Consider the following 22,126-nt stretch of genomic DNA (forward strand, 5'->3'; position numbering starts at 1 on the left):
ACCAGACCAAAAAGGTGTGTACTGCGACACCCTCATACTCTCTGTAAACATTGGCCCCGCAGCCCCGACGAAGTGGCTCTTGGTAAATATTAGGCTCATGCTAATTTAAGTGAATTTACTACCGCCTCAGATTCGCCATCGCTTGTAAACGGATTTACTGATGTCACGATGGCAGGGATGCCAAAGAGTGACCATGGCTCAACTGAGGCTACCTCGGAATCCATGCCGAGCTCACGTCAATTCACTTAACGCACTCGGACACTTCCAACGGGGAATCATCCAGCGTCTGACTTCATTTTATTAAACCGAAAAGTAGAAATTTTAGTTGTGCTATAAAACATCAATTGAGGTACTGTAAGGTTTTCTATTTAATAGACAAAATTTATGGATGATGCAAACAAGAAAAGCCGAGTAACAACAATACCTAAAGCATTAAAAGTTGGTGCTGGGGGGCTTATCGTTATAGCGGTATTTATTTTAGGTCTATATACAGCTTTATTTTTGGGGACTACAGTTTCGCAAGAAACCTTTGCTCAGTTTGGCGATTATGTAGGCGGAACACTTAATCCTATTTTAAGTTTTGCTACTATTGGGTTATTAGTTTGGTCTATTAGAATACAACTTGACGAACTTCGGGAAACTAGGCATGAAGCTACTCAGTCAAGACAGGCTTTTGAGAATCAGTTAAAACTAGCAACAGACGAATCTACTCTTAACCAAATTCAAATGGCAATAGATACATATATTCAAGAAAGAGAATTGCTATTATCAATGAAGTTACCACAAGAGTGCATACATTCTGTTAGTAATTTTTTAGATTTAAATCATAATATTGATTTAAAAATGAAAAGCAGAATACTTCAGGAAGTAGCTAACTTAAGCTATAAAAATTGCATAATTCCCTTTGCTAGAGTTAATATTTCTGAGTCAGTATTATTAAATATAAAGCGTACTGATTTAGATGAAATTATTTATTCATCTTTAGTATCATCAACATCTTCTAGTAGTACTATTTCTAGCTGTATATTTATGTCTTTACAAATTTCAAAATCATTATTTGATTTCCATGAAATCACTACATACAAAAAGAATCCTACTGCCATTTTATGGAAACACTCTTCTTCATATTTAGAACCATTAAAAGCATTTATTGACCGAAATAATGCAGAATCTAAACTTAGTGAATTCAATTTTGATGAAATACGAAATTTCTATGAGGAATTAGAGTATCAAATCGAAAAAGTAAATAATTTAGCAGTTGATTATTAATATTTTAAAGTTTCATTTGGTTCTTTAGTGATGACTTTCGCCGCCGACGCCGCAGTCTCCAACTATCCCCATTCCAAGTTGCTGAAATACGCAGATAAAAATACCGTGTAGCCATCAGGATGATGGCTAAGGCTCAGGGGGACATGGATGTCCCGTCTGAGCCGTTAGGTATTTTTATTGGAGTATGAAGAAGCACAACTTGGTTGGGGCGGCAGGGGTGATTCAAGAGGGGGATTGCTGTTGATCCCCATCTTGGCCAGTGCAGGGTGGAACCCTGCGATCTACATCCAAACGAAGTTTGGAATCCTAATAAAGAGTAATCAGTGATTACTCAACATCACTCTCTATTCAGGATCATAGTCCAAAACCGGTGCCAACCATCTTTCCGCTTCTGCCAAAGTCATTCCCTTACGCTCAGCATAATCCTCAACTTGATCACGGCCTACATTAGTCACCCCAAAGTAACGTGATTTCGGGTGGGCAAAGTACCAGCCTGATACGGCTGCGGTTGGGAACATGGCATAGCTTTCAGTGATGTTTAAACCAATAGTTTCATCGGGTTTAAGCAAATCCCACAATAAGCCTTTTTCAGTATGATCAGGACATGCTGGGTAACCTGGCGCTGGGCGAATCCCTTTGTATTTTTCGCGAATAAGCGCTTCGTTATCTAATATTTCATCTGCAGCGTAACCCCAAAACTCTTTACGTACACGTTCATGCATACGCTCTGCGAACGCTTCGGCTAAACGGTCGGCTAGGCACTTAAGCATAATGGCGTTGTAGTCATCATGGTTTGCTTCAAAACGCGCGACATGTTCATCAATACCATGACCTGCGGTGACAGCAAATCCGCCCATGTAATCGGCAACGCCTGAGTCTTTTGGCGCAACAAAATCTGATAAGCAGAAGTTGTCGTTACCGACACGTTCAAGCTGCATGCGCAGATGATGGGTGGTCATTTCAACCGTGGTACGTGACTCGTCGGTATAAAGTTCAATGTCATCATGGTTTACAGTATTCGCAGGGAACAAGCCCATGACTGCTTTGGCGGTGAGCCACTTTTCACTGATGATGGTTTTAAGCATGGCTTTACCATCGGCGTAAAGTTTGCGGGCTTCTTCACCTACAATCTTGTCGTCTAAAATATCAGGGAAACGGCCATGTAATTCCCAGCTTCTGAAAAACGGCGTCCAGTCGATGCGATCAACTAAGTCTTCAAGTGGGTAATCATCAAATACCTGACGACCTAATACATTCGGAGTAAATGGCGTGTAGTTGTCCCAGTCATGCTGGCAACGATTCTCGCGCGCTGCCTCAATGGATATAATGGTTTTACGTTTGGTTTGCGATAAGCGTTTTTCACGCATCACATCGTATTCATTATAGGCTTCATCAATGGTGGCTTGACGGGTTTCATTATTAATCAGTTTTGACACCATAGGTACGGCGCGTGAGGCGTCGGCAATGTAAATTGCCCCAGTGGGCGAATGCGGCGCAATTTTAACGGCGGTATGAATTTTTGAACAGGTGGCGCCGCCAATAATTGATGGAATGGTTAAACCTGCTTTATGGAAGGCTTTAACGTTATGCACCATTTCATCAAGGCTTGGGGTAATAAGCCCTGACATGCCAATGATATCAACGTTTTCTGCTACCGCGACTTCAATGATTTTATCAACGGGCACCATCACGCCTAAATCGATCACTTCGTAGCCGTTACAGGCCAGTACGACGCCGACAATATTTTTACCAATATCATGTACATCGCCTTTCACTGTGACCATTAAGATCTTGCCGTTTGATTGGCCTTCGACTTTTTCTGCTTCAATGTAAGGATTAAGGTAAGCAACGGCTTTTTTCATTACTCGGGCAGATTTCACCACTTGCGGCAGGAACATTTTACCGGCGCCAAATAGGTCGCCGACCACGTTCATGCCGTTCATTAACGAGCCTTCAATTACATCCAGTGGTCTGGTGGCGAGTAGGCGTGCTTCTTCGGTGTCCTGGTCGATAAATTCGGTAATGCCTTTTACTAGCGCATGGGATAAACGCTCTTCCACTGGCCAGCTACGCCATGCTAAATCTTCTTTTTTAGCGATTTGTTTACCGTCACCACGAAACTTTTCTGCCACATCAAGTAGCTGTTCGGTATTAGTTGAGTCGGCAACAGGGCAAGGTAAGTTTTGCACCACGTTTTCGACTTTCTGTTTTAAATCAGGGTCAATATCATCGTATATGGCTAATTGACCTGCGTTAACAATCCCCATGTCCATACCAGCTTGAATCGCATGGTATAAAAACACCGCATGAATCGCTTCACGTACTGGGTTGTTACCACGAAACGAGAACGAGACGTTTGAAACACCGCCTGAAATCATTGCATAAGGCAGGGTGGCTTTAATGTCTTTAATCGACTCGATAAAGTCGACTGCGTAATTGTCATGCTCTTCAATACCCGTAGCAATGGCGAAGATATTCGGGTCAAAAATAATGTCTTCAGGTGGAAAGCCAACAACATCGACTAAAACGCGATAAGCACGGGTACAGATTTCAGTTTTACGAGCGCGGGTATCGGCTTGGCCGTCTTCATCAAAGGCCATTACGATGGCTGCAGCGCCATAACGCTTCACTAAGGTCGCTTGTTTGATAAAGGCTTCTTCGCCTTCTTTCATCGAAATAGAGTTAACGATCGACTTGCCTTGAACGCACTTAAGGCCAGCTTCAATCACTTCCCATTTTGATGAGTCAATCATGATAGGGACACGAGAAATATCAGGCTCAGAGGCGATTAAGTTTAAGAACTTTTTCATCGACTCGGCGCCATCGAGCATGCCTTCATCCATGTTGACGTCGATGATTTGCGCGCCGTTTTCGACTTGTTCACGCACCACATCGAGTGCTTCTTCAAACTTTTCTTCTTTGATTAAGCGTAGGAACTTAGCAGAACCTGTGACGTTGGCACGTTCGCCCACGTTAACAAATAATGAGTCGCCATCAATGGTTAATGGCTCAAGTCCTGAAAGGCGACAAGCGACTGGGATCTCAGGCAGTTTACGTGGGTCGTGATTTATCACAGACTCACGAATGGTATTAATATGCTCAGGCGTACTACCACAACAGCCACCGACAATATTGAGCATGCCATCTGCGGCCCAATCTTGAATCACTTCAGCCATTTCTTCTGGGGTTTCATCGTAACCACCAAACTCGTTTGGCAGACCCGCATTAGGGTGAGCAGAGACAAAACATTCTGCAATACGTGATAATTCTTCGACGTATGGGCGTAGCTCTTTAGGGCCTAATGCACAGTTAAGGCCGATTGAAAGCGGCTTAATGTGGCGCAGTGAGTTATAAAAACCTTCGGTAGTTTGCCCTGTGAGTGTACGGCCTGATGCATCGGTAATGGTGCCCGATATCATCACGGGTAAGCGGTCACCCAAGTTATCGAAGACTTTTTCAATGGCAAATAAAGCGGCTTTGGCGTTTAAGGTATCAAAGATGGTTTCGACCATGATGATATCCGCGCCGCCTTCAATTAAAGCGCTGGTAGATTCAACATACGCATCGACCAGTTCATCAAAACTGACATTACGAAAGCTTGGATCGTTTACATCTGGGCTGATAGAACAGGTACGGTTTGTCGGGCCTAAAACACCAGCAACATAACGTGGCGTGCCAGTTTGCGCTGCCACTTCATCAGCTGCTTCACGTGCAACGCGAGCACCTTCTAAGTTCATTTCAGCCGATAGCGACTGCATGTCATAGTCGGCCATGGCGATAGTGGTGGCATTAAAGGTGTTGGTTTCGATAATGTCAGCACCAGCCAACATGTATTTGGTGTGAATGTCTTTAATGATTTGACGTTGGCTTAGGATCAACATGTCGTTGTTGCCTTTTACGTCGCAATGCCAGTCTTTAAAGCGCTCGCCACGATAATCAGCTTCTTCCAATTTGTAGTCTTGGATCATGGTCCCCATGGCACCATCAAGGATTACAATGCGCTCATTTAGCGTATTGGTAAGTTGCTCAAGAACCTGACTGTAGGAAGTCGACTTCGTCATAACTGATTACCTTTATTACTTATTAGTTGGTGCTATTGGCCAGCAATATGGTGATGAGGCAGTGCGATTAACGCTCATTAGCATACCTTTATTGATTGGATAAAAGGCGCTGACAAGTGAAAAATCCCTGCAAAAATATTCATCATCAAGATTTGTTTGGACATTTAAACGTATAGACGTCCATAATACGTTTAAATAGATTGTAAGAGCAAGCGCATTACACAAGTAAGCTGGACGCTAGATTAAATTCAGTGTCTATGAAATCTTTATAATCGTCAGAAGTGAATGATTTACGCTTGATAATGGCTGGCTGTTAGCTGAGTGTATGCTTGAACTGAATGAAGGCTCGAAACAGAATGAAGGCACGAAGCTGAGTGAATTGAGCTGAGTTGCACTGAACTGAACGAAACGAAACAAGGGTGAAGCGTTAATATGCAACAAGCCAAAATGATATTACTGCGTCATGGTCAGTGCGAAGGTGGCAATATTTTACGTGGTAAAACCGATGTTGCGCTTACGCCTTTGGGCGTGGCCACCATGGAGGCTAGCGTAAAAAAATTAGGCGGGGCTTTGCAAGCTGCTCCGCTAACGATATACAGCTCTCCTTTAATACGTTGCCAGCAATTTGCCCAAAATTTAGTCGCTGATATAAATCAAAACCGCAGCTTCAGCCAACAACTTAATGCTAATGAACCTGTTAACAAGCGAGAGGTTGATTGCCAAACCATCTTGTTAGCTGAAGTAATACAGATGCCGCAATTTCAAGAAGTAGATTTTGGTGATTGGGATGGGCAAACGTTTGATGCTTTATACCAACATGACGGCCAAGCTGTAGATAGCTATTGGACTAACCCTTGGCTGCATACACCACCTAATGGCGAAACGATGCTTGAGTTTGAAGCTAGAGTCACTAATGGACTTGCCGAGGTGTCTGGTCAACTTGCGGCTCAGTTATCAAGTTTGAAGCAATTAAATGAACAAGTTTCAGTTGAATCAAGCCTTGCTTCAGCGCCTGATACTGACTTTGATAATGGCACTGCTACTGAGAATGAGAAAGCGACAGCTTTGATTGTCACCCATGGCGGCGTGATCCGCTGCATCATGAGTCATATTTTAGGGCTTGATCAATGCGCTGGTTTGTATTCACAGCTGGCGATAGATTACGGCGCCACAGTGGTGATTGATGTTTATTGGCCAGAACTGGCAGTAACTAAACAGTCAGTTAACAGTGCTTCTGAAATTGAATCGACGCATTCAATGACAAGACCTGCGGCCAGTAAACCCGTCTACCGATTACATTGGCCGAGTTAAACTAATTACCTGTAAAACTTGAGCAACTAAATCACTAAAAGATTATCGTTAAAAGGTCATAAACTCGGTGAGATATATCGTACAATAGTGCGAGAACAGTTTAACCGCTTGCAAGCCAAGCACTTAATAATCACTGTTTGTTTAAAATGTAATAACGTTAATTTACTGCTTTGTCGTTAGTAAAACTCGATAGCCAGTAAATGAATAGGGAATCATGGCATTCATAAGTTACTTATGATGATTAGCATGAACTGTACCCGCAACTGTGATGTGGCATTAAATAGCAAGCTAGCTTGTTCGTTTGCCCACTAAGTCAGATACCTAGCGTTATTTTCTTTGCTGTTTAACAGCGTTATGCAACCTAAGCGGGTGACTTAGGCGGAGTGTTAATGTTATTTATTCGTTCATTTTCCTTATCAGGTATTAATGCATTTTTTATCGCTAGCGCTGTAGGCGTTATCGCTAAGGCGACAAAGATATGAGTGCAGATATCCCTTCAGCGTTAAACGTTGAACTCCTCAGTTGGTCTGCTGATGATAACCAGATCCTTTCTCGCGTCAGCTTTAGTCAAAATCAGGGAGAAATGCTTGGACTGATTGGCCCCAATGGCGCTGGTAAGTCGAGCTTACTGCGTTGTCTCTATCGTTATATCACCCCAGAGCAAGGCAATGTGAAGCTTTTTGGCCGTAACATTAATGGCTTTAGCCAAAAGCAACTGGCGACTCAAGTGGCAGTCGTTCAGCAAGAAACTCCGCACTATTTTGAAATGACCACAGAGCAAATTGTCGCAATGGGGTTAACGCCCCATAAAGGCTTGTTTGAAAGTGATTCTCTGTCGGATAAACAAGATATTGCCGATGCACTTACCAAAGTTGGTTTGCAATTAAAGGCCAAGCAGCAATATGAGCAGTTATCAGGTGGCGAAAAACAACGGGCATTAATTGCCCGTGCGATTGTGCAAAAACCTCAGCTGCTGATTCTTGATGAACCGACCAATCATTTAGATATTCGTTATCAAATCCAAATTTTAGAGCTAGTTAGGCAACTTGGGATCAGTGTGATTGCTTCTATTCATGATTTGAATTTAGCCAGTGCTGTGTGCGATCGCTTAATACTGTTAAATGCAGGCAAGTGCATTGCGCAAGGTTTACCAGATGAAGTGTTAACTGAAGCCATTATTGGTGATGTATTCGGGGTATGTTGCCAAGTGTCCAAACACCCTCAACACGGCAAGCCTTTGATTACCTATTTTTATGGCTATCAAAGTGGTGGTCATAGTAAAGATGATGAAGCAGAGGCAAGTTTATGACCCTAGCTGCATCATCGATGAAATATAAGCTATTAATTTTTGCAACCGCATTATTAACCCTAATGACACCGATTGCAGCATCAAGCTTTGGCGCTGCAAACATTAGTTTTGAGCAAGTACTTGGCTTATTTACCTCACCGTTTTTGGGCGCTGACGCTGACAGCGCTAATGCCTTAACGCAACGAATTGTGTTTGAGTTACGTTTACCTCGAATTGCATTAGCCTTTATTGCTGGCGCAGGTTTAGCGCTCGCGGGCAGTGTGTTGCAAACTGTCACGCGAAATCCGTTAGCAGATCCCTATTTATTTGGTATAAGTTCTGGAGCCTCTTTTGGCGCAGTATTGGTGCTGAGTTTTTTTGGTAGCCAAGGATTAGTGCAGCAATGGTTGTCGGAGTCTGGTAGCCACTTAGCCGAGGCGATACTGCGTTCTGGCTGGTTTAGTCATGATGCCTGGTGGTCATGGTCATCACTCAGTTTGCCCATAGGGGCATTTATTGGTGCGTGTTTTTCAGTGTTATTGGTGTTGTCTTTATCGGGTTTTGGCCGCGCAAGCCAAGTTGAAAGAATGCTGTTATCCGGTGTTGCTACTTCATTCATGTTTGGCGCACTGACCAGCTTGGTATTGTATTTTTCTAGCCCGCAAGCTGCGGCGTCAGTGCTGTTTTGGAGCTTAGGCAGTTTTGCCAAAGCAAGTTGGCAAGGTCTGGTGATACCCGCTGTGGTGGTATCAGCCAGTATATTGATTATATTGGCATTTAAGCGTCAAGTTATCGCGATACAGGCTGGCGATGAAAGTGCCCACTCATTGGGGGTAAATGTCGCCAAGCTGCGTTTGTATATGTTGGTATTGTGTTCATTAATCACCGCCGTACTCGTGGCAAGTTGCGGCGGTATTGGCTTTGTGGGGTTAATGATCCCCCATACTGTTAGGCTACTTTTCCCTGGGCAGCAGCCTATTTTAATTACCGCACTTGTCGGTGGATTATTTATGGTGTGGATAGATGTACTCGCCCGTTGCTTACTGGCTAACCAAGAATTACCTGTTGGGATTATTACGGCTGCTATTGGTAGTGTGTTCTTCCTATTTGTTTTACGCCATCGTCGTTAAGACGCTGTTTTGGAGTATAAAAATGTTTGCAGTAGATCCGGTTAACCATCATATAGATGAGCAGATCCAACATAAAATAAACCAAAAAACTAAGCCTTTGGGCGCGCTAGGTCTTTTAGAAACCTTGGCAAAGCAAATTGCTCAAGTGCAGTTTGCCAAACAATTTAATGGCAGACACAAATTGTCGATTAAAGAACCTGCAATGTTAGTGTTTGCAGGGGATCATGGTATTGCAGCCCACGGGGTGTCTATTGCGCCGAGTGAAGTGACTAAACAAATGGTGGCAAACTTTGCCTCTGGCGGCGCAGCAATTAATGTCTTTTGTCGTCAAATGGGCTTAAACCTTGAAGTGATTGATTGCGGGATGCTCACCCCAAGTGATGCGCCTAGCGTGACTAACCATCGACTCGGCTCAGGCACAAAAGCGATTCATCAAAAGCCTGCGATGAGCTTATTGTCGGTTAAAGATGGTTTTAGTTATGCCAATGAAGTGGTGCAGCGCCATTATGATTCAGGTTGTAATTTAATTGCTTTAGGTGAAATGGGCATAGGTAATACATCATCTGCCGCAGCGGTGATGGCAGCTTTATTGAAATTAGATATTAAAGATTGTGTTGGCCGAGGTACGGGTATTAACGATGAAGCGTTTGCATTAAAAACCGAGTTATTAACTGTGGCGATGAACCTACATCGTAATAATCTTAATGATCCGGTTAATGTTTTGGCTTGTTTGGGCGGCTTTGAAATTGTGCAGATGACTGGGGCTATTTTAGCTGCGGCTGAAAAGAGAATGCTGGTGGTGATTGATGGCTTTATCGCGACTGCAGCAGCATTAGCAGCGGTAGCACTGCACCCTGATGCGCGAGGTTATTTAATTTTTGCCCATCAGTCTGATGAGCAAGGTCATATCAAAATGCTGCAAGCGTTAGATGCTCAACCGATTTTATCTCTAGGGCTAAGACTCGGCGAAGGGACGGGAGCAGCACTGGCGATACCGATTATTCAATCAGCTGTTAATTTTTATAATGACATGGCCAGTTTTGAAAATGCTGGCGTGAGCAATGTGGTTTAGGCTGCTATTAACATTAACGCTATCAAGGATTAGAGAATGTCTCAGGGTTCAGATATCGGCTCCTATTTCAATATGGGCTGGTTCAGGAAACAACTAAACTTACTGCTTATCGCAATGAGTTTTTTTACTCGAATTCCTATTCCTGCATGGGTAGAGTTTGATAGCGATAAGCTCAATAAAGCCAGCCGTTACTTTGGCGTAGTGGGCTTAATTGTGGGGGCTGCGAGTGCTTTGGTATTTTGGTTAAGTCAGTTTGTTTTACCCAATAGTGTTGCGGTGATCTTAGCCATTATTACTAGCGTATTAATGACTGGTGGTTTTCATGAAGATGGCTTAGCAGATACCGCAGATGGTTTTGGTGGTGGCTGGAAAGTTGCTGACAAATTAAAGATCATGAAAGACTCCCGTATTGGCACTTATGGCACCTTGGCAGTGGGGTTAACCTTACTGTTAAAGTGGCAACTATTGGTTGAAATTGCACTTTATAGTCCACTTAAAGCGGCTATTGCGCTGATTGTGGCACATTCTTTAAGTCGAGTCGTTGCCGCAAGTATGATTTTCTCTGAGCAATATGTCACTGAAGATGATGATAGTAAATCTAAGCCGTTAGCACAGCACCAGCATATTAATGATTTATTGATTTTATGTCTTAGTGGTTTTGCCGTCTTAGCTTGTTTAAATGGCCTTGTGGCATTTGTGTTGTTGCTGGTATTAGTTGCGCTTAGACAATTATTGATTTGGGGTTTTAATCGTCAAATTGGTGGATACACAGGCGATACCTTAGGTGCAGCTCAACAAATTAGTGAACTGATGTGTTATTGCATCATGTTAACCATAGGATTGAATTAATGATCCATCTTGTTTTAGGTGGCGCGCGTTCAGGTAAAAGTCGTTATGGAGAAACCTTAGCGGCAACGTATGCTGAGCAGGTTTCTGAGCAATGTTCAGCGCAAAGCCCCAGTTGTATTTATATCGCCACAGCAACTGCTCTAGATGAAGAAATGAGTCAACGTATCGCACGTCACCAACAAGACCGTGTTGATGCTAAAGTGAATTGGTTATTGATTGAGTCGCCACTGGCATTAGCATCCACCCTCATGGAACAAAGTGCTGATGATAAGGTCATTCTGGTTGATTGCTTAACGCTTTATTTAACCAACCATTTAGTTGCTAGCGAAGAAACCCACCGCAATGGTGTAGATGATTTATGGCAGCAACAAAAAATTGCTTTGCTTAACGCTTTACCACAGCTCAAAGGTCATATCATTTTTATCAGTAACGAAGTGGGTTCTGGCATTGTGCCATTAGGTGAACTCACACGTCGTTTTGCCGATGAAGCAGGTTGGCTAAATCAAGCCATTGCCGAGCAAGCTGATAAAGTGACTTTAGTGGTCGCGGGTTTGCCATTAGCGCTTAAATAAACAGTTATTTAATAAAAATAATCCCCAACTTATTGCCTATCGACGTTGAATTATTGGTAATAAATGCATCATAAACAGCAAAGCATGAAGGATGATTGGCATCAATGAGCAATCGAGAAAACTCAACCCTGGCTGAAGACGAAAAAGCCCTTAGCGAGTTTAGTAATGATGTTACTGATCATAGTTATCAGGCTGGGGCGGCCTCAACCTTAATGGTGCAGGGTACAACTTCAGATGCTGGTAAAAGCACCTTAGTGGCTGGCTTGTGTCGGCTATTTGCCAGAAAGGGCACTAAAGTCGCGCCATTTAAACCACAGAATATGGCATTAAACAGTGCTGTGACAAGTGATGGTGGTGAGATTGGTCGCGCTCAGGCGCTGCAAGCTGTGGGTTGCTACCTTGAACCTCATACCGACTTTAATCCTGTATTACTGAAGCCCAGCTCAGATACGGGCGCGCAAATTATTATCCACGGTAAAGCGCTATCCACACTTGAAGCCAAAGCCTTTTTCGGGCCAGAAAGCCGTAACTATAAATCGGTTGCAATGAACGCGGTATTGCAGTCGTTTGAACGGCTAACTTCTCAGTATGAAATGGTGATTGTTGAAGGTGCAGGCAGCCCTGCAGAAATTAATTTACGCGAAGGCGATATTGCCAATATGGGCTTTGCTGAAGCAGTAGATTGCCCAGTGATTATTATCGCTGACATTGATAAAGGCGGCGTATTTGCTCACCTAGTTGGTACATTAGCGTTATTAAGTTTGTCTGAGCAAGCGAGAGTTAAAGGCTTTGTGATTAATCGCTTTAGAGGTGATATTAGCTTGTTACAGTCAGGCATTGATTGGCTAGAAAGTTATACCAATAAACCTGTGTTAGGCGTTTTACCTTACCTACATGATTTACATCTTGATGCAGAAGATGCCCTGGTTGATGCTCCTAATGCTTCCGTTGATGCTCCTAATTCAGATTTATCTACTGATGAGTCTTCGCCAAGCTCATCGAATCAGTTGCAAGCGCAACAGAAAATTAAAGTGCTGGTATTAGTGTTTCCACGAATAAGCAATCATACCGATTTTGACCCTCTGAGATTAAACCCTTATGTGGACTTTCAATATGTGAGTATGCAAACCCAAGCGAGTAATAAGCTGTTTCCAAGTGCCGATTTTATTATTCTTCCTGGCAGTAAAAATGTCCGCGCCGATTTAGCTTTTATGTGTGATCAAGGCTGGGATAAAGCAGTCAATCGGCACTTACGTTATGGCGGTAAAGTGGTTGGGATCTGTGGCGGCTATCAGATGTTAGGCGTGCAGATTGACGACCCAAATGGTATCGAAGATGTCGCTGGTAGCAGTAACGGCCTAGGATTAATCAACATGACGACCGTGCTTAGCGAGCATAAAATTCTTAAACAGGTCAGTGGAGAATTAACCTTGGATGGCCAGCTGGCTAGTGTCAATGGCTATGAAATCCACTGTGGGCAAAGCGAGTTCATTAACCCAAATGATAGTCAGCCTTTATCTTTGCAGTCGCAAGATAATACTGGAATTGACGATGTTGCCAAAACAGAAACCACAACTAAAACCACGACCAAACCCGCAACGACAACTACAACCACAGCCGTTGCTGGTCAAGCCTATTCAGAAGGTTGTGTAACCGCAGATAACCAAATTTTGGGCACTTATGTTCATGGGCTGTTCGATAGCCCAACAGCGTGCCAATTGATATTAACCTGGGCAGGGTTAGCACAGGCTCAAACGGTGGATATCAATCAGATAAGAGAGCAGCAATTAGATAGATTAGCTGATGTGCTAGAAGCGCATCTTGATATGGACAAATTAACAGGAAGTCTTGCATGACACAGTCTGACAATAACCTAGATAACAATGAAGCAGTAGATACTAAAGCTGAGCGTCATAAAGCGCGCCAGCAAAAACTCAAAGAAGGCGTAGATGCTAAAATTGCAGCGGCTCAAGAAGAGAAGGGTATTTTATTGGTGCTGACAGGTAACGGTAAAGGAAAATCAACATCCGGTTTTGGCGCGGTAACCCGTTGTGTTGGCCATGGACAAAAAGCTGCAGTGGTTCAGTTTATCAAGGGTGGCTGGGAGTGCGGCGAACGTAACTTACTTGAAAAAGTGGGTGTTGAGTTTTATGTCATGGGCACAGGTTTTACCTGGGAAACTCAAGATAGAGAGAAGGACGTTGCTGCAGCTGAGTCCGCTTGGCTAGATGCTGAAAAGTTACTCAAAGATGAATCTATTAATATGGTGCTACTTGATGAGTTAACCTACATGGTGACCTATAAATATATTGAATTAGCACGTGTTGTAGAGGCGCTAAAGAATCGTCCTAAAATGCAGCACGTTATTATTACAGGCCGTGCGTGTCACCGTGAAATCATCGAACTTGCAGATACGGTTAGTGAAGTACAACCCATCAAACATGCCTTTAACGATGGCATAAAAGCCCAACTGGGTTTTGATTATTAAGACAGTGTTCTGGGTTGATATGAACGTTGATGCTGAAGATTCAGAAGTAGCAGCTTGGCTTAATAGTAGATAATTCACAACGAGAATGAAAACGAGTTTAATCAATTTAACAGGACGTTAATGGACAATGAACCTTGTACTACTAAGTAATACAGCTTCCTTAGAAGCGATGAATGCACTGACATTTTTTATTGGTAACTTATCAAAGGATTTGTTGTCATTACCGGTGATTTATATTGCATCTCAGCCTGATCCTAAGCGAGTGTATTTTACTCCTATTAAGATTATGTATCAGCAACTAGGTTTTAAGCAGGTTGACTATATCGAGCTCGAGGATGGTTTTCAGGCTAATGCGTCAACACTATTAGAAAAAGCAGGTTTAATTCATCTATCTGGTGGTGATACATACCGTTTTTTAACTGGGTTAAAGCAACGCGGTATTGATAAGCAATTAAGGTGTCTTGCTGAAGAAGGTACAGCGATAGTTGGAGTGAGTGCAGGGGCAATGATAATGACGCCGAGCATAGATTCAGCAATACTGTGTGGCGATGAAAATACAGTCGGTTTAACTGATACTAGAGGCTTACATTTAGTGTCATTTTTAATGGTTCCTCATGTGAGTGAACCCATTAGTAATCTGTCAGAAATAGAGACATTTAAGTTGCAAAGCGACAATGAGTTATTGCTTTGTAAAGACACCGATGCTGTGGTTATTAATGGAAAAAAGCAACAAACGTTCGGTACACCCATTTGGCTAAAATAAGTTTTTATTATCATCAAAACTTTAAATTAATAAAGGGCTTAAATGAGTCAATTTAAGCCCCGTGCTTACTACAAGGTGTAATGCTAGCTAGAACTTTGGTTTATATTCAAAAGCAGCTTGGGCTTTGCTGTCAGTAAAGACTTCAATGACCTGCTTTTTATTGAACATACCGTTAACCATATTATTCGGGAAAGCTTGAATACAGTTATTAAAATTAGCCACGTTTTGGTTAAAGATACGAACTGCAGCACCGACATTTTCTTCTTGTTCTGTAATCTCACTCATGAACTTTGAGAAAGACTCTGATGCTTTAAGTTCTGGATAGGCTTCAACCGCGACATTAATACCTTTAATCAGCTCCTGTGAGGCTTTATCAACATCACTTTGTAACTTAGTGTCGATGTTATTGTCTTGGAGTGCGTTTATCCCTTTACGTAGTGCAGTAATCTTCGGCAGTAACTCCATTTCATAGTCTTTATGCTCTTGTAACACTCTATCTAATTCTGGAATAATTCTGCTACGTTGCCTTTCTTGAGTTAATACGTCAGCCCAACCACGCTGAACGGCATTGTGCTCTTTAACAATGGCATTATAAATACTGAAAATAATGATCGCGCCAAGGATAATTACCGCTAAGAAAATATAAGACATGTCCATGATTTTTCCTCTATGAAGCTTAAGTTGTGTGCTTAATAAGTTGATTAACGAAGCCAAAGATACTGTTCACTGTGAACAGTGATGTGTCATTTAGCAACTCTTGTTTGAATTTCTCAGGTGTTGTGATGTCATATTCCATTTCGGGATTAAGTAAATTAGTGTTGTGCTGATTAATCAATAAACTGCCATCATGTGCAAATTCGATAGTTACATTTTTGAGTTTACGGCTAAGTTGCTCACAAGCAATCACGACAACAGGTTCAAGAAATTTTGCCGCGTCAAACTGAGAATCTGCTTGCACGCGAAAAGACTTTTCAAACTCTCTAGAAGCTGGCATAAAGCTTTGTTGCCATTGTTTGGATAATCTTGATTCACTTAACACTAAATGAGTGGTCTTATTAATTGGGGGAAATATTACACCTTGACGATAGTAATGGTCATAGACAGTTCTGGTGCGAGTGCGCGTACCGCCTTTACCATCTGATTCAGTATAGGTCTCAGTTCTTCTGTCGACATAATGATGATAAACCACACTGGCGCGGATTAGACCAATATCAGAATGAAAGTCAATTTCTTTGCCCCACTCAACATCTTGCGAGTGATTTCCTCGGTTAAAATCGACAAATTTATTTTCTGCATTATTGAGAAAAGCAGCGTCGCAACTACGCATATTATACAGATGCTTAAGGGTTTCATCTCTTATGAGTGTGGAGACTTTTTTAAGTTTCGTACGGCGCGAAAGGTATATTGCTATCGCTGATATTAGACCGACAATGCAAATAATAAAAATGCCAAAATCAAGTTCAGAATAGCGATAATAGCTTCCCTGTTGCTCAAGATAAAACCAATAAACAACGGCTGATAAAAGGGCGATTAACCCTGCGATAAGTATGTTGCTATTCTTATAAGATAATTGATTTGGATAAGCGATAGCACTATCTAGTGCCTCTTTGACGACATCAATAGATTGAGAATGAATCACTTGGGATTTAAGCTGCTTCAAAAAAGCGCTTAATGCCTTATTGTTCGCGGGTTTCTCACTAGACTCGTTGTTAACATCTGCGACAGGCTCTGATGACATTGTACGTCCTTGTTTAAATTGACAGGGTTATATTACAAGGCAATTTTATAGTGTAAAGTGCTGTTTTATATAAATTTGATAAATGAGTCAATAAATTGAAACAGATTGATACTGATATCTAGTGATGTCGTTAATTATTTTTAAAAGGGAGCTTTATGGCTAAGTTACACCGTTTTGATCATATCCATATTTACGTTGAAGATAGAGCAAAAGCGTTAACTTGGTATCAAGAGGTAATGGGCTTTGAACCTGTAGCACCTTTATCTTTTTGGGCGGTAGATAATGGCCCTTTAGTCATTGCCCATGATGATTTACATCTGGCGCTATTTGAATCAAGTGCTGCTAAACGCACTACCGTCGCCTTTGGTGTCGATGCCAATAATTTCAGCCTTTGGCAACAAAAGTTAAGCGATAACGAGGTTCAATTTAATGTAAGCGATCATCAAATTACCTGGTCGATTTACTTTAGCGATCCCGATGGAAATCCTTATGAGATTACCAGCTTTGATTATGATGATATTGCTAAGGCTAACTGATAATGACACCAGCGATTAATCTAGCGAAAAAGAACCAGGTACTCCATCAAGTGCTGTCATATCACCACGACCCAGCAGTGGCATCATATGGAAATGAAGCACTTGATAAGTTAAAGCTGCCAGCAGAGAGAGTATTCAAAACCCTTGTTGTTCAGCTAGACACCAAAGAGTTAGTCGTGGCTGTTGTACCGGTGCTTGGAATGCTTAACTTGAAGTTTCTTGCTAAAACCTTAGGGGTTAAAAAAGTGCTGATGGCTGACAAAGTACTTGTTGAGAAAACCACGGGTTACGTATTAGGTGGGGTCAGTCCATTAGCGCAAAAGAAACGCCTCAGGACAGTGATTGATCAATCTGCTGAACACCAAGCACAAATCTTTGTGAGTGCAGGAAAAAGAGGACTAGAAATCGGCTTATCTGCGCAAGACTTATTAGTGTTAACCCAGGGTGTTTTTGCGTCGATTGCTGAGGTAAGGTAAGCGCTTGCCCGTTAATGAATAACGCATTAGCTATTAACGATCGTGTTTAAGCGTTCATGTTTAATTCTTGTTGAGTATCATAAGCGAAATTAATCACTATCAGATTATTGTCCCATATGTTATTAAGTCTATAAGTGAACTTTGTTTAACATCTTGCTGCTTAGTTTGATTAATGAGTTGATTAAGCTGAACTAAGCCATTGTCATTACAGTATGCATTCCTCAGGAAATAAATATGAATTTAGATAAGTCTAAAAAAAGAATCGCTAAGAAAGTCAAAGCTGGCTTTAAAGGCTACCCACTGATCAATATTATCTATCAGGGAAAAACAGCTGATATTGCCGAAGAGGTTGTGGTTGAGTTTATATTTGAGGAAGGTGCTGAAGCGCAGCAGGAAAAATTTAAAAGCACTGCTGATGCAAGGCAAGATGAAGTGATTCAAACGGCCCTGATTAAAATTATTGATAGAGCTGATGCGAGCACAGTAACTGAGTCAGATGGCGTGATAGTGGTTAATTGATTGCTAGTTAGTATATGTATCAGCTTTAGACATCAAAAAAGGCTTATCGCAAGATAAGCCTTTTTGTTTAATCTATACATCAGTTTGACTTTCAAACACAGATTTCTGCACGAGTACGATTACTACAACGTATTAAAAAGCTACTTTGAAGAGACAATTAAGAAGCCAATTTTTAAGAAGCCAATTCTTAAGTTAAGAAGCAATGTAATGAGTGCGTCTTCTACGACGTCTCATACGACCTTCTTTTTCTTCTTCAGTTTCCTCTGCTGTTCCATCATTTGCTGAATCCGCAGATTGGTCAGTTTTAGCTGTCGTTTTTTCTTCTGTACTCGCCGCCAGTTGATCTACATCACCCGGCGTTTCGGACTTTTTTTCATTTCTCTTAGTGTCCCCCTTGAAGACAGACTTAATGATACTTGTTACACCGCCAGTAGTTCCGGCTGTATCATCAGCTTTGTCTTCAGAGATATCTTCAGAAAATTCAATTTTATCAATTTTCGGTTTAGGTTTTTTAGGGGCGACTGCCACTGGGTCAAGGCTTTTAGTCGCACTAACCGTTTTAGCAGCAGTTAACTCTGCAACTGCGTTGTCTTCTTCAGCAGATTTAAGCATGCTTTCTGCAAGTGCTTTTTGGATCTGGTTGCTGATTTCAGACACGTTGTCTGGCGATATGCTGCCATTGTCTGCTTTAGCAGGCGAAGGAGCAGCCACTGGTGCAACCGTTGGTGCACTTATAGTGTTAGTGTTCTCAGCGTTTTGTTTTGCAACGCGTTGATTGAAGTCAGTAGAGACTTCATTCACTTCAGTTTTGGCAATCGATAGCGCTGAAATCAACTCATCAAATGAACCTTTGAAAGTGTTGTATTTACTTTCAAAAGGATCAATGTTTGATTTAACTTCATCAGTTAAATTGATGGTTAATTTTTTGTATGTATTGATTTCTTGTTCGAATTCAACCAGAACACCTTTGGTAGACAGTACGCTTTCTTCCATGCTAGCGACTTTTACTTGTAGTGCCTTTTCTTTGGCTGCAAATTCTTCAATTAATGCTTGAGGAATCAATGCTGGTGGAACCATTGCTGGCACAATGTGGGCAAATTCTTTAATGCAACTTACCGGCTTCCATTGTGTAAAAGAAGGATGCCAACCGTAACAGTCACCATCTTTCAATAAGAATTCTTTTGCTTCAACTTCGTTTAACGGCCCTGTTACTTGACCATTTTTGGAAAAATACCATTTTTTCATAGTCGTATTCTTTTTATTTAGTTAACAACAATTGTCATATGCTACTCAGATTATTAAGTATTTAAGTCGGGTAAAACTTAACTTAACCTACACCTGAAAGTGTTTTCTGAAGGGCAGCATATTGTTCATTAACGCTACGAAGCGTCGCTTCTACTTTTTCGTTCAATTCTTTGGTCGTGACTTTGTAACGGCTCGAATCTCGTCCAATATCTGACATTGAAGAATTAATCGTTTTTAGTGTGTTATCAATTCGACCTAAAGCAGAATTGAGTTCACGTTCTTTTGCAGTAAAACGTTCAATCAACTGCTGTGGGATCTCCGCAGGAGGCGGTGGCGGAGACACAATGATGTCAAATTCTTCTACATGACTCACTGGCACCCATTGTGCGTAAGACGGGTGCCAAGCATAGACATCAGGATTTGATGCGATAAATTTATTGGAATCAGCTAAGCCCAAAGGTCCACTGATTTCACCATTATTTGAGAAATACCACTCTTTCATAGTCCACTCTTATCCTTAATAGTGTAGTAAGCTAATGTTTTTATGAATACAATCAACAGCTTTTGGTGATTTCAAAAATACAACGAAGGAAAACGTCAGCTCGCAGGGTTATTGTTTATAAAACCGTATATCATACGAACTGGTTACATTAACTTATATTGGTTAACATATCTACTTAGAAATAGTTAATTTTACAAGTTTTTGCACTCAGATAGGGCAGCCATTTTTTTGACTATTAAATGGCTGTTTGAAACGGTTGTTTTATTCGAAGTTGGCGTTTACTTCGAATGTCATTGGCTGATTGGAGTGTGGGTGGTTAAGTGATAAAAACTGGGCGTGTAAATGTAAGCGCTTTTCTGTTTTACCATACAAATCATCACCTAAAATTGGCATATGTAATCCGTTATGATGCGCACAATGAACTCTTAATTGATGGGTTCGCCCTGTTTTTGGATAAAGGTGTACCAAACTAGTATCGTTTTCGATAGCGACTTTCTGCCAAAATGTTTCAGCATGCTTACCGTGTTCATAGCATACCAGCTGCTTTGGCCTATCATCTAAGTCCACCCTAAGAGGTAAGCTGATAGTGCCACTTTCTTCTGTTAACACACCGTCAATTTTTGCAATATAACGTTTAGTCACCGTTCGGTTAATAAACTGCTGAACTAAATGTTTATTCGCTTCTTTAGACAGTGCGATAACCATTAATCCTGAAGTCGACATATCGAGGCGATGCACGATCAAAGGCCCAGTCGCTTGTGGAAACCTTTGTTTCATTCGGCTAAAAACAGAGTCGCTGATGTTTTTTCCTGGCACTGATAAAAACTCTGCTGGTTTATTGATGACGGCGATGTAGTCATCTTGATAAACAATTGGCAGCTCAACCCCTTCGGCTGGATTCGTCAGTAAGGGGTTTTCATCTACGTTCATACCATCAAGCATATGACCCAATATAGGACGGCACTTACCGTGACATGAAGGGTAATAGTTTTGGTGTTGTTTGATCTCTGATTTTGGCGATATTCCCCACCAAAATTCAGCCATTACAATAGGAGTTAATTGGTGCTTAAATGCATACTGGAGTAACTTAGGGGCCGCGCATTCACCCGCAGCAGCAGGCGGTTGATGATTTGGTGCGTCTTGGAAAATATCACTTAAGTCGCGACACTCACCTTTGATATTTAAGAATTGATATTGAGCAAATAATTTTTGCTGCAGTGCATTTGAAACTTGTTTGCGTTGCAGCTTCAATGCATCAATTTGATTGGTTAATTCATTGAGTCGTTGTTGAGCTTGAGCAATGTTAGTATCGGATTCACGTTTTAATGCATTTAGCTGATGCTTATCGTTAACGCTTTGCCTACTCATCTCAATGGATAATACGGTTTGCTCAGAATCAGTTAGGCCAATTAAGTTGTTACGTTTTGCTTTACGCGCTTTTCGGTTCTCAATCATCAACTCGCGATGTTGAGCTATTTGTTGTTCGGCTGCTAATTTTACGCTGGTATAAGTTTGCTCAAATTCGGTTAATTGAGGATTTGATTCTAGCGCTTTTAGTTTATGGCTTATTAGGTTTATTTCTTCATACTCACGCTTAAAGAAGCTATCACTACTTAGCATGTCGAACACTGGCGGAACAAAATGGGGCAAGATATTTTGTTCGGCAATTTTCCCTGAAAAACCAGCTAAAAAACCTATTTTTCCTTGGTTGTTTTTAACGACCAATACACCAAACATTTTACCAACAGGCTTTAGTTTTGTCTTTTGTCGCTGTTGAGGCGAATCTGTTTTATCTTCAACACCAAAGTTATGTGCCCAGTCTGTTTGCTGAGTAAGGTGGCGCTGTAATTGCTCAGCAGCCATGACAGCAAGAGGGTGAGGCTGATAATAAAACGGGAAAGTAAATTTGTCTGGTAAAGGAATATCAGCAATCGATTCATTGAACTGATTAAAAAGGGGATCGAATTGTGACATGAAGGAAAGCCTTAACCGTTTTACTGTTGATTAGCTAATCTAAGTAGCAAGAGTAGGGATATAACATTATGGATAAAGCCATTGTTAATCATTAAAACGAACACAGATGGCTTTGTAAGCCTTTTAACCGCTCGATTATGGCAAATTATCTTGTTAATTATTACGCTGCATAAGTTTACCTTGATTGATGTCAAAAGGCATTAGTCGCGGCTTAAGAAAAGATCTTTCAAGCGCAGGTTCGTTATGGCGTTAGTGCTGCTAACTAGTGCTGTTAACTAGAATAGATGTTGGATTAAAGACACGTTAGCAAGAGGCGTTAGCTAGAGACGTTAG

Annotated in this window: 19 protein-coding genes and 1 riboswitch; of the genes, 13 read left to right on the top strand and 6 right to left on the bottom strand. The window is 41.6% G+C overall.

The features are described 5' to 3' along the window. Positions 1 to 384 precede the first annotated feature (384 nt). Positions 385 to 1,269 (top strand): hypothetical protein, encoded by an 885-nt coding sequence (locus tag BCU84_RS00340; protein ID WP_102526115.1) that lies wholly within the window; start codon positions 385 to 387, stop codon positions 1,267 to 1,269. A 344-nt stretch (positions 1,270 to 1,613) separates the two neighbouring features. On the opposite strand, the gene metH is transcribed toward BCU84_RS00340, so the two are convergent. Further along, positions 1,614 to 5,330, bottom strand: coding sequence for a methionine synthase (gene metH, locus BCU84_RS00345; RefSeq protein WP_102526116.1), 3,717 nt, complete (start codon positions 5,328 to 5,330; stop codon positions 1,614 to 1,616). 432 nt (positions 5,331 to 5,762) lie between these two features. On the opposite strand from metH, the gene BCU84_RS00350 reads away from it, so the two are divergent. From BCU84_RS00350 to BCU84_RS00390, 9 genes are all read left to right on the top strand, one after another. Next, a complete protein-coding gene (locus BCU84_RS00350) occupies positions 5,763 to 6,641 on the top strand; it encodes a histidine phosphatase family protein (protein ID WP_102526117.1) in 879 nt (292 codons plus the stop codon). Positions 6,642 to 6,790: 149 nt separating this feature from the next. Next, positions 6,791 to 6,985: riboswitch (cobalamin riboswitch) on the top strand. A 134-nt stretch (positions 6,986 to 7,119) separates the two neighbouring features. Further along, positions 7,120 to 7,950 (top strand): ABC transporter ATP-binding protein, encoded by an 831-nt coding sequence (locus tag BCU84_RS00355; RefSeq protein WP_102526118.1) that lies wholly within the window; start codon positions 7,120 to 7,122, stop codon positions 7,948 to 7,950. Further along, positions 7,947 to 9,059 (top strand): iron ABC transporter permease, encoded by a 1,113-nt coding sequence (locus BCU84_RS00360; RefSeq protein WP_102526119.1) that lies wholly within the window; start codon positions 7,947 to 7,949, stop codon positions 9,057 to 9,059. Before BCU84_RS00355 ends, BCU84_RS00360 begins: the two co-directional genes overlap by 4 nt. A 22-nt stretch (positions 9,060 to 9,081) precedes the next feature. Then, positions 9,082 to 10,131: a nicotinate-nucleotide--dimethylbenzimidazole phosphoribosyltransferase gene (gene cobT, locus BCU84_RS00365; RefSeq protein WP_102526120.1), complete on the top strand. Its 1,050-nt coding sequence runs from the start codon at positions 9,082 to 9,084 to the stop codon at positions 10,129 to 10,131. 72 nt (positions 10,132 to 10,203) lie between these two features. Then, on the top strand, positions 10,204 to 10,980 hold the full coding sequence (locus BCU84_RS00370; RefSeq protein WP_102526160.1) for an adenosylcobinamide-GDP ribazoletransferase: 777 nt from the start codon (positions 10,204 to 10,206) through the stop codon (positions 10,978 to 10,980). Then, positions 10,980 to 11,552, top strand: a complete 573-nt coding sequence (cobU, locus tag BCU84_RS00375; RefSeq protein WP_102526121.1) for a bifunctional adenosylcobinamide kinase/adenosylcobinamide-phosphate guanylyltransferase — start codon at positions 10,980 to 10,982, stop codon at positions 11,550 to 11,552. The genes BCU84_RS00370 and cobU overlap by 1 nt, the downstream gene beginning before the upstream one ends. A gap of 212 nt (positions 11,553 to 11,764) precedes the next feature. Continuing rightward, a complete protein-coding gene (locus tag BCU84_RS00380; RefSeq protein WP_241906315.1) occupies positions 11,765 to 13,408 on the top strand; it encodes a cobyric acid synthase in 1,644 nt (547 codons plus the stop codon). Then, complete coding sequence (gene cobO / locus BCU84_RS00385; RefSeq protein ID WP_102526123.1) at positions 13,405 to 14,040, top strand: cob(I)yrinic acid a,c-diamide adenosyltransferase; 636 nt, start codon at positions 13,405 to 13,407, stop codon at positions 14,038 to 14,040. The genes BCU84_RS00380 and cobO overlap by 4 nt, the downstream gene beginning before the upstream one ends. Before the next feature lie 127 nt (positions 14,041 to 14,167). Further along, positions 14,168 to 14,803, top strand: a complete 636-nt coding sequence (locus BCU84_RS00390; protein ID WP_102526124.1) for a Type 1 glutamine amidotransferase-like domain-containing protein — start codon at positions 14,168 to 14,170, stop codon at positions 14,801 to 14,803. Between the two features lie 87 nt (positions 14,804 to 14,890). On the opposite strand, the gene BCU84_RS00395 is transcribed toward BCU84_RS00390, so the two are convergent. Both BCU84_RS00395 and BCU84_RS00400 read right to left on the bottom strand, forming a co-directional pair. Continuing rightward, entirely contained in the window at positions 14,891 to 15,460 is a 570-nt protein-coding gene (locus BCU84_RS00395; RefSeq protein ID WP_102526125.1) for a LemA family protein, read from the bottom strand. A 19-nt stretch (positions 15,461 to 15,479) separates the two neighbouring features. Continuing rightward, complete coding sequence (locus tag BCU84_RS00400; protein ID WP_102526126.1) at positions 15,480 to 16,541, bottom strand: DUF3137 domain-containing protein; 1,062 nt, start codon at positions 16,539 to 16,541, stop codon at positions 15,480 to 15,482. 155 nt (positions 16,542 to 16,696) lie between these two features. Here BCU84_RS00400 and BCU84_RS00405 point away from each other — a divergent pair, with 155 nt between their 5' ends. The 3 genes from BCU84_RS00405 to BCU84_RS00415 all read left to right on the top strand — a co-directional run bounded on the left by BCU84_RS00405 (position 16,697) and on the right by BCU84_RS00415 (position 18,072). Next, positions 16,697 to 17,077 carry a VOC family protein gene (locus BCU84_RS00405; protein ID WP_102526127.1) on the top strand — a complete coding sequence of 127 codons (381 nt, stop codon included), beginning with the start codon at positions 16,697 to 16,699 and terminating at the stop codon, positions 17,075 to 17,077. Positions 17,078 to 17,079: 2 nt separating this feature from the next. Beyond that, on the top strand, positions 17,080 to 17,553 hold the full coding sequence (gene ybaK, locus BCU84_RS00410; RefSeq protein ID WP_102526128.1) for a Cys-tRNA(Pro) deacylase: 474 nt from the start codon (positions 17,080 to 17,082) through the stop codon (positions 17,551 to 17,553). Between the two features lie 234 nt (positions 17,554 to 17,787). Then, positions 17,788 to 18,072: a hypothetical protein gene (locus BCU84_RS00415; protein ID WP_102526129.1), complete on the top strand. Its 285-nt coding sequence runs from the start codon at positions 17,788 to 17,790 to the stop codon at positions 18,070 to 18,072. Positions 18,073 to 18,264: 192 nt separating this feature from the next. On the opposite strand, the gene BCU84_RS00420 is transcribed toward BCU84_RS00415, so the two are convergent. From BCU84_RS00420 to BCU84_RS00430, 3 genes are all read right to left on the bottom strand, one after another. Continuing rightward, positions 18,265 to 19,317 (bottom strand): DUF4339 domain-containing protein, encoded by a 1,053-nt coding sequence (locus BCU84_RS00420; RefSeq protein ID WP_102526130.1) that lies wholly within the window; start codon positions 19,315 to 19,317, stop codon positions 18,265 to 18,267. A gap of 82 nt (positions 19,318 to 19,399) precedes the next feature. After that, a complete protein-coding gene (locus BCU84_RS00425) occupies positions 19,400 to 19,819 on the bottom strand; it encodes a GYF domain-containing protein (RefSeq protein WP_102526131.1) in 420 nt (139 codons plus the stop codon). Positions 19,820 to 20,080: 261 nt separating this feature from the next. Next, the gene (locus BCU84_RS00430) at positions 20,081 to 21,793 is read right to left on the bottom strand and encodes an RluA family pseudouridine synthase (RefSeq protein ID WP_102526132.1); all 1,713 of its coding nucleotides are present in this window, start codon (positions 21,791 to 21,793) and stop codon (positions 20,081 to 20,083) included. Between the last annotated feature and the right edge of the window lie 333 nt (positions 21,794 to 22,126).

It is taken from the genome of Shewanella sp. 10N.286.51.B7 (assembly GCF_002873615.1).
In the GTDB taxonomy this organism is placed as follows: Bacteria; Pseudomonadota; Gammaproteobacteria; order Enterobacterales; family Shewanellaceae; genus Shewanella; species Shewanella electrodiphila.

Bases quoted from the DNA above. Each gene is read 5' to 3' on its own strand.
- BCU84_RS00415 (WP_102526129.1), top strand. From the start codon at position 17,788: ATGAATTTAGATAAGTCTAAAAAAAGAATCGCTAAGAAAGTCAAAGCT.
- BCU84_RS00355 (WP_102526118.1), top strand. From the start codon at position 7,120: ATGAGTGCAGATATCCCTTCAGCGTTAAACGTTGAACTCCTCAGTTGG.
- BCU84_RS00350 (WP_102526117.1), top strand. From the start codon at position 5,763: ATGCAACAAGCCAAAATGATATTACTGCGTCATGGTCAGTGCGAAGGT.
- BCU84_RS00420 (WP_102526130.1), bottom strand. From the start codon at position 19,317: ATGAAAAAATGGTATTTTTCCAAAAATGGTCAAGTAACAGGGCCGTTA.
- BCU84_RS00380 (WP_241906315.1), top strand. From the start codon at position 11,765: ATGGTGCAGGGTACAACTTCAGATGCTGGTAAAAGCACCTTAGTGGCT.
- BCU84_RS00360 (WP_102526119.1), top strand. From the start codon at position 7,947: ATGACCCTAGCTGCATCATCGATGAAATATAAGCTATTAATTTTTGCA.
- ybaK (WP_102526128.1), top strand. From the start codon at position 17,080: ATGACACCAGCGATTAATCTAGCGAAAAAGAACCAGGTACTCCATCAA.
- cobT (WP_102526120.1), top strand. From the start codon at position 9,082: ATGTTTGCAGTAGATCCGGTTAACCATCATATAGATGAGCAGATCCAA.
- BCU84_RS00430 (WP_102526132.1), bottom strand. From the start codon at position 21,793: ATGTCACAATTCGATCCCCTTTTTAATCAGTTCAATGAATCGATTGCT.
- BCU84_RS00425 (WP_102526131.1), bottom strand. From the start codon at position 19,819: ATGAAAGAGTGGTATTTCTCAAATAATGGTGAAATCAGTGGACCTTTG.
- BCU84_RS00405 (WP_102526127.1), top strand. From the start codon at position 16,697: ATGGCTAAGTTACACCGTTTTGATCATATCCATATTTACGTTGAAGAT.
- BCU84_RS00340 (WP_102526115.1), top strand. From the start codon at position 385: ATGGATGATGCAAACAAGAAAAGCCGAGTAACAACAATACCTAAAGCA.
- cobU (WP_102526121.1), top strand. From the start codon at position 10,980: ATGATCCATCTTGTTTTAGGTGGCGCGCGTTCAGGTAAAAGTCGTTAT.
- BCU84_RS00370 (WP_102526160.1), top strand. From the start codon at position 10,204: ATGGGCTGGTTCAGGAAACAACTAAACTTACTGCTTATCGCAATGAGT.
- BCU84_RS00400 (WP_102526126.1), bottom strand. From the start codon at position 16,541: ATGTCATCAGAGCCTGTCGCAGATGTTAACAACGAGTCTAGTGAGAAA.
- cobO (WP_102526123.1), top strand. From the start codon at position 13,405: ATGACACAGTCTGACAATAACCTAGATAACAATGAAGCAGTAGATACT.
- BCU84_RS00390 (WP_102526124.1), top strand. From the start codon at position 14,168: ATGAACCTTGTACTACTAAGTAATACAGCTTCCTTAGAAGCGATGAAT.
- BCU84_RS00395 (WP_102526125.1), bottom strand. From the start codon at position 15,460: ATGGACATGTCTTATATTTTCTTAGCGGTAATTATCCTTGGCGCGATC.
- metH (WP_102526116.1), bottom strand. From the start codon at position 5,330: ATGACGAAGTCGACTTCCTACAGTCAGGTTCTTGAGCAACTTACCAAT.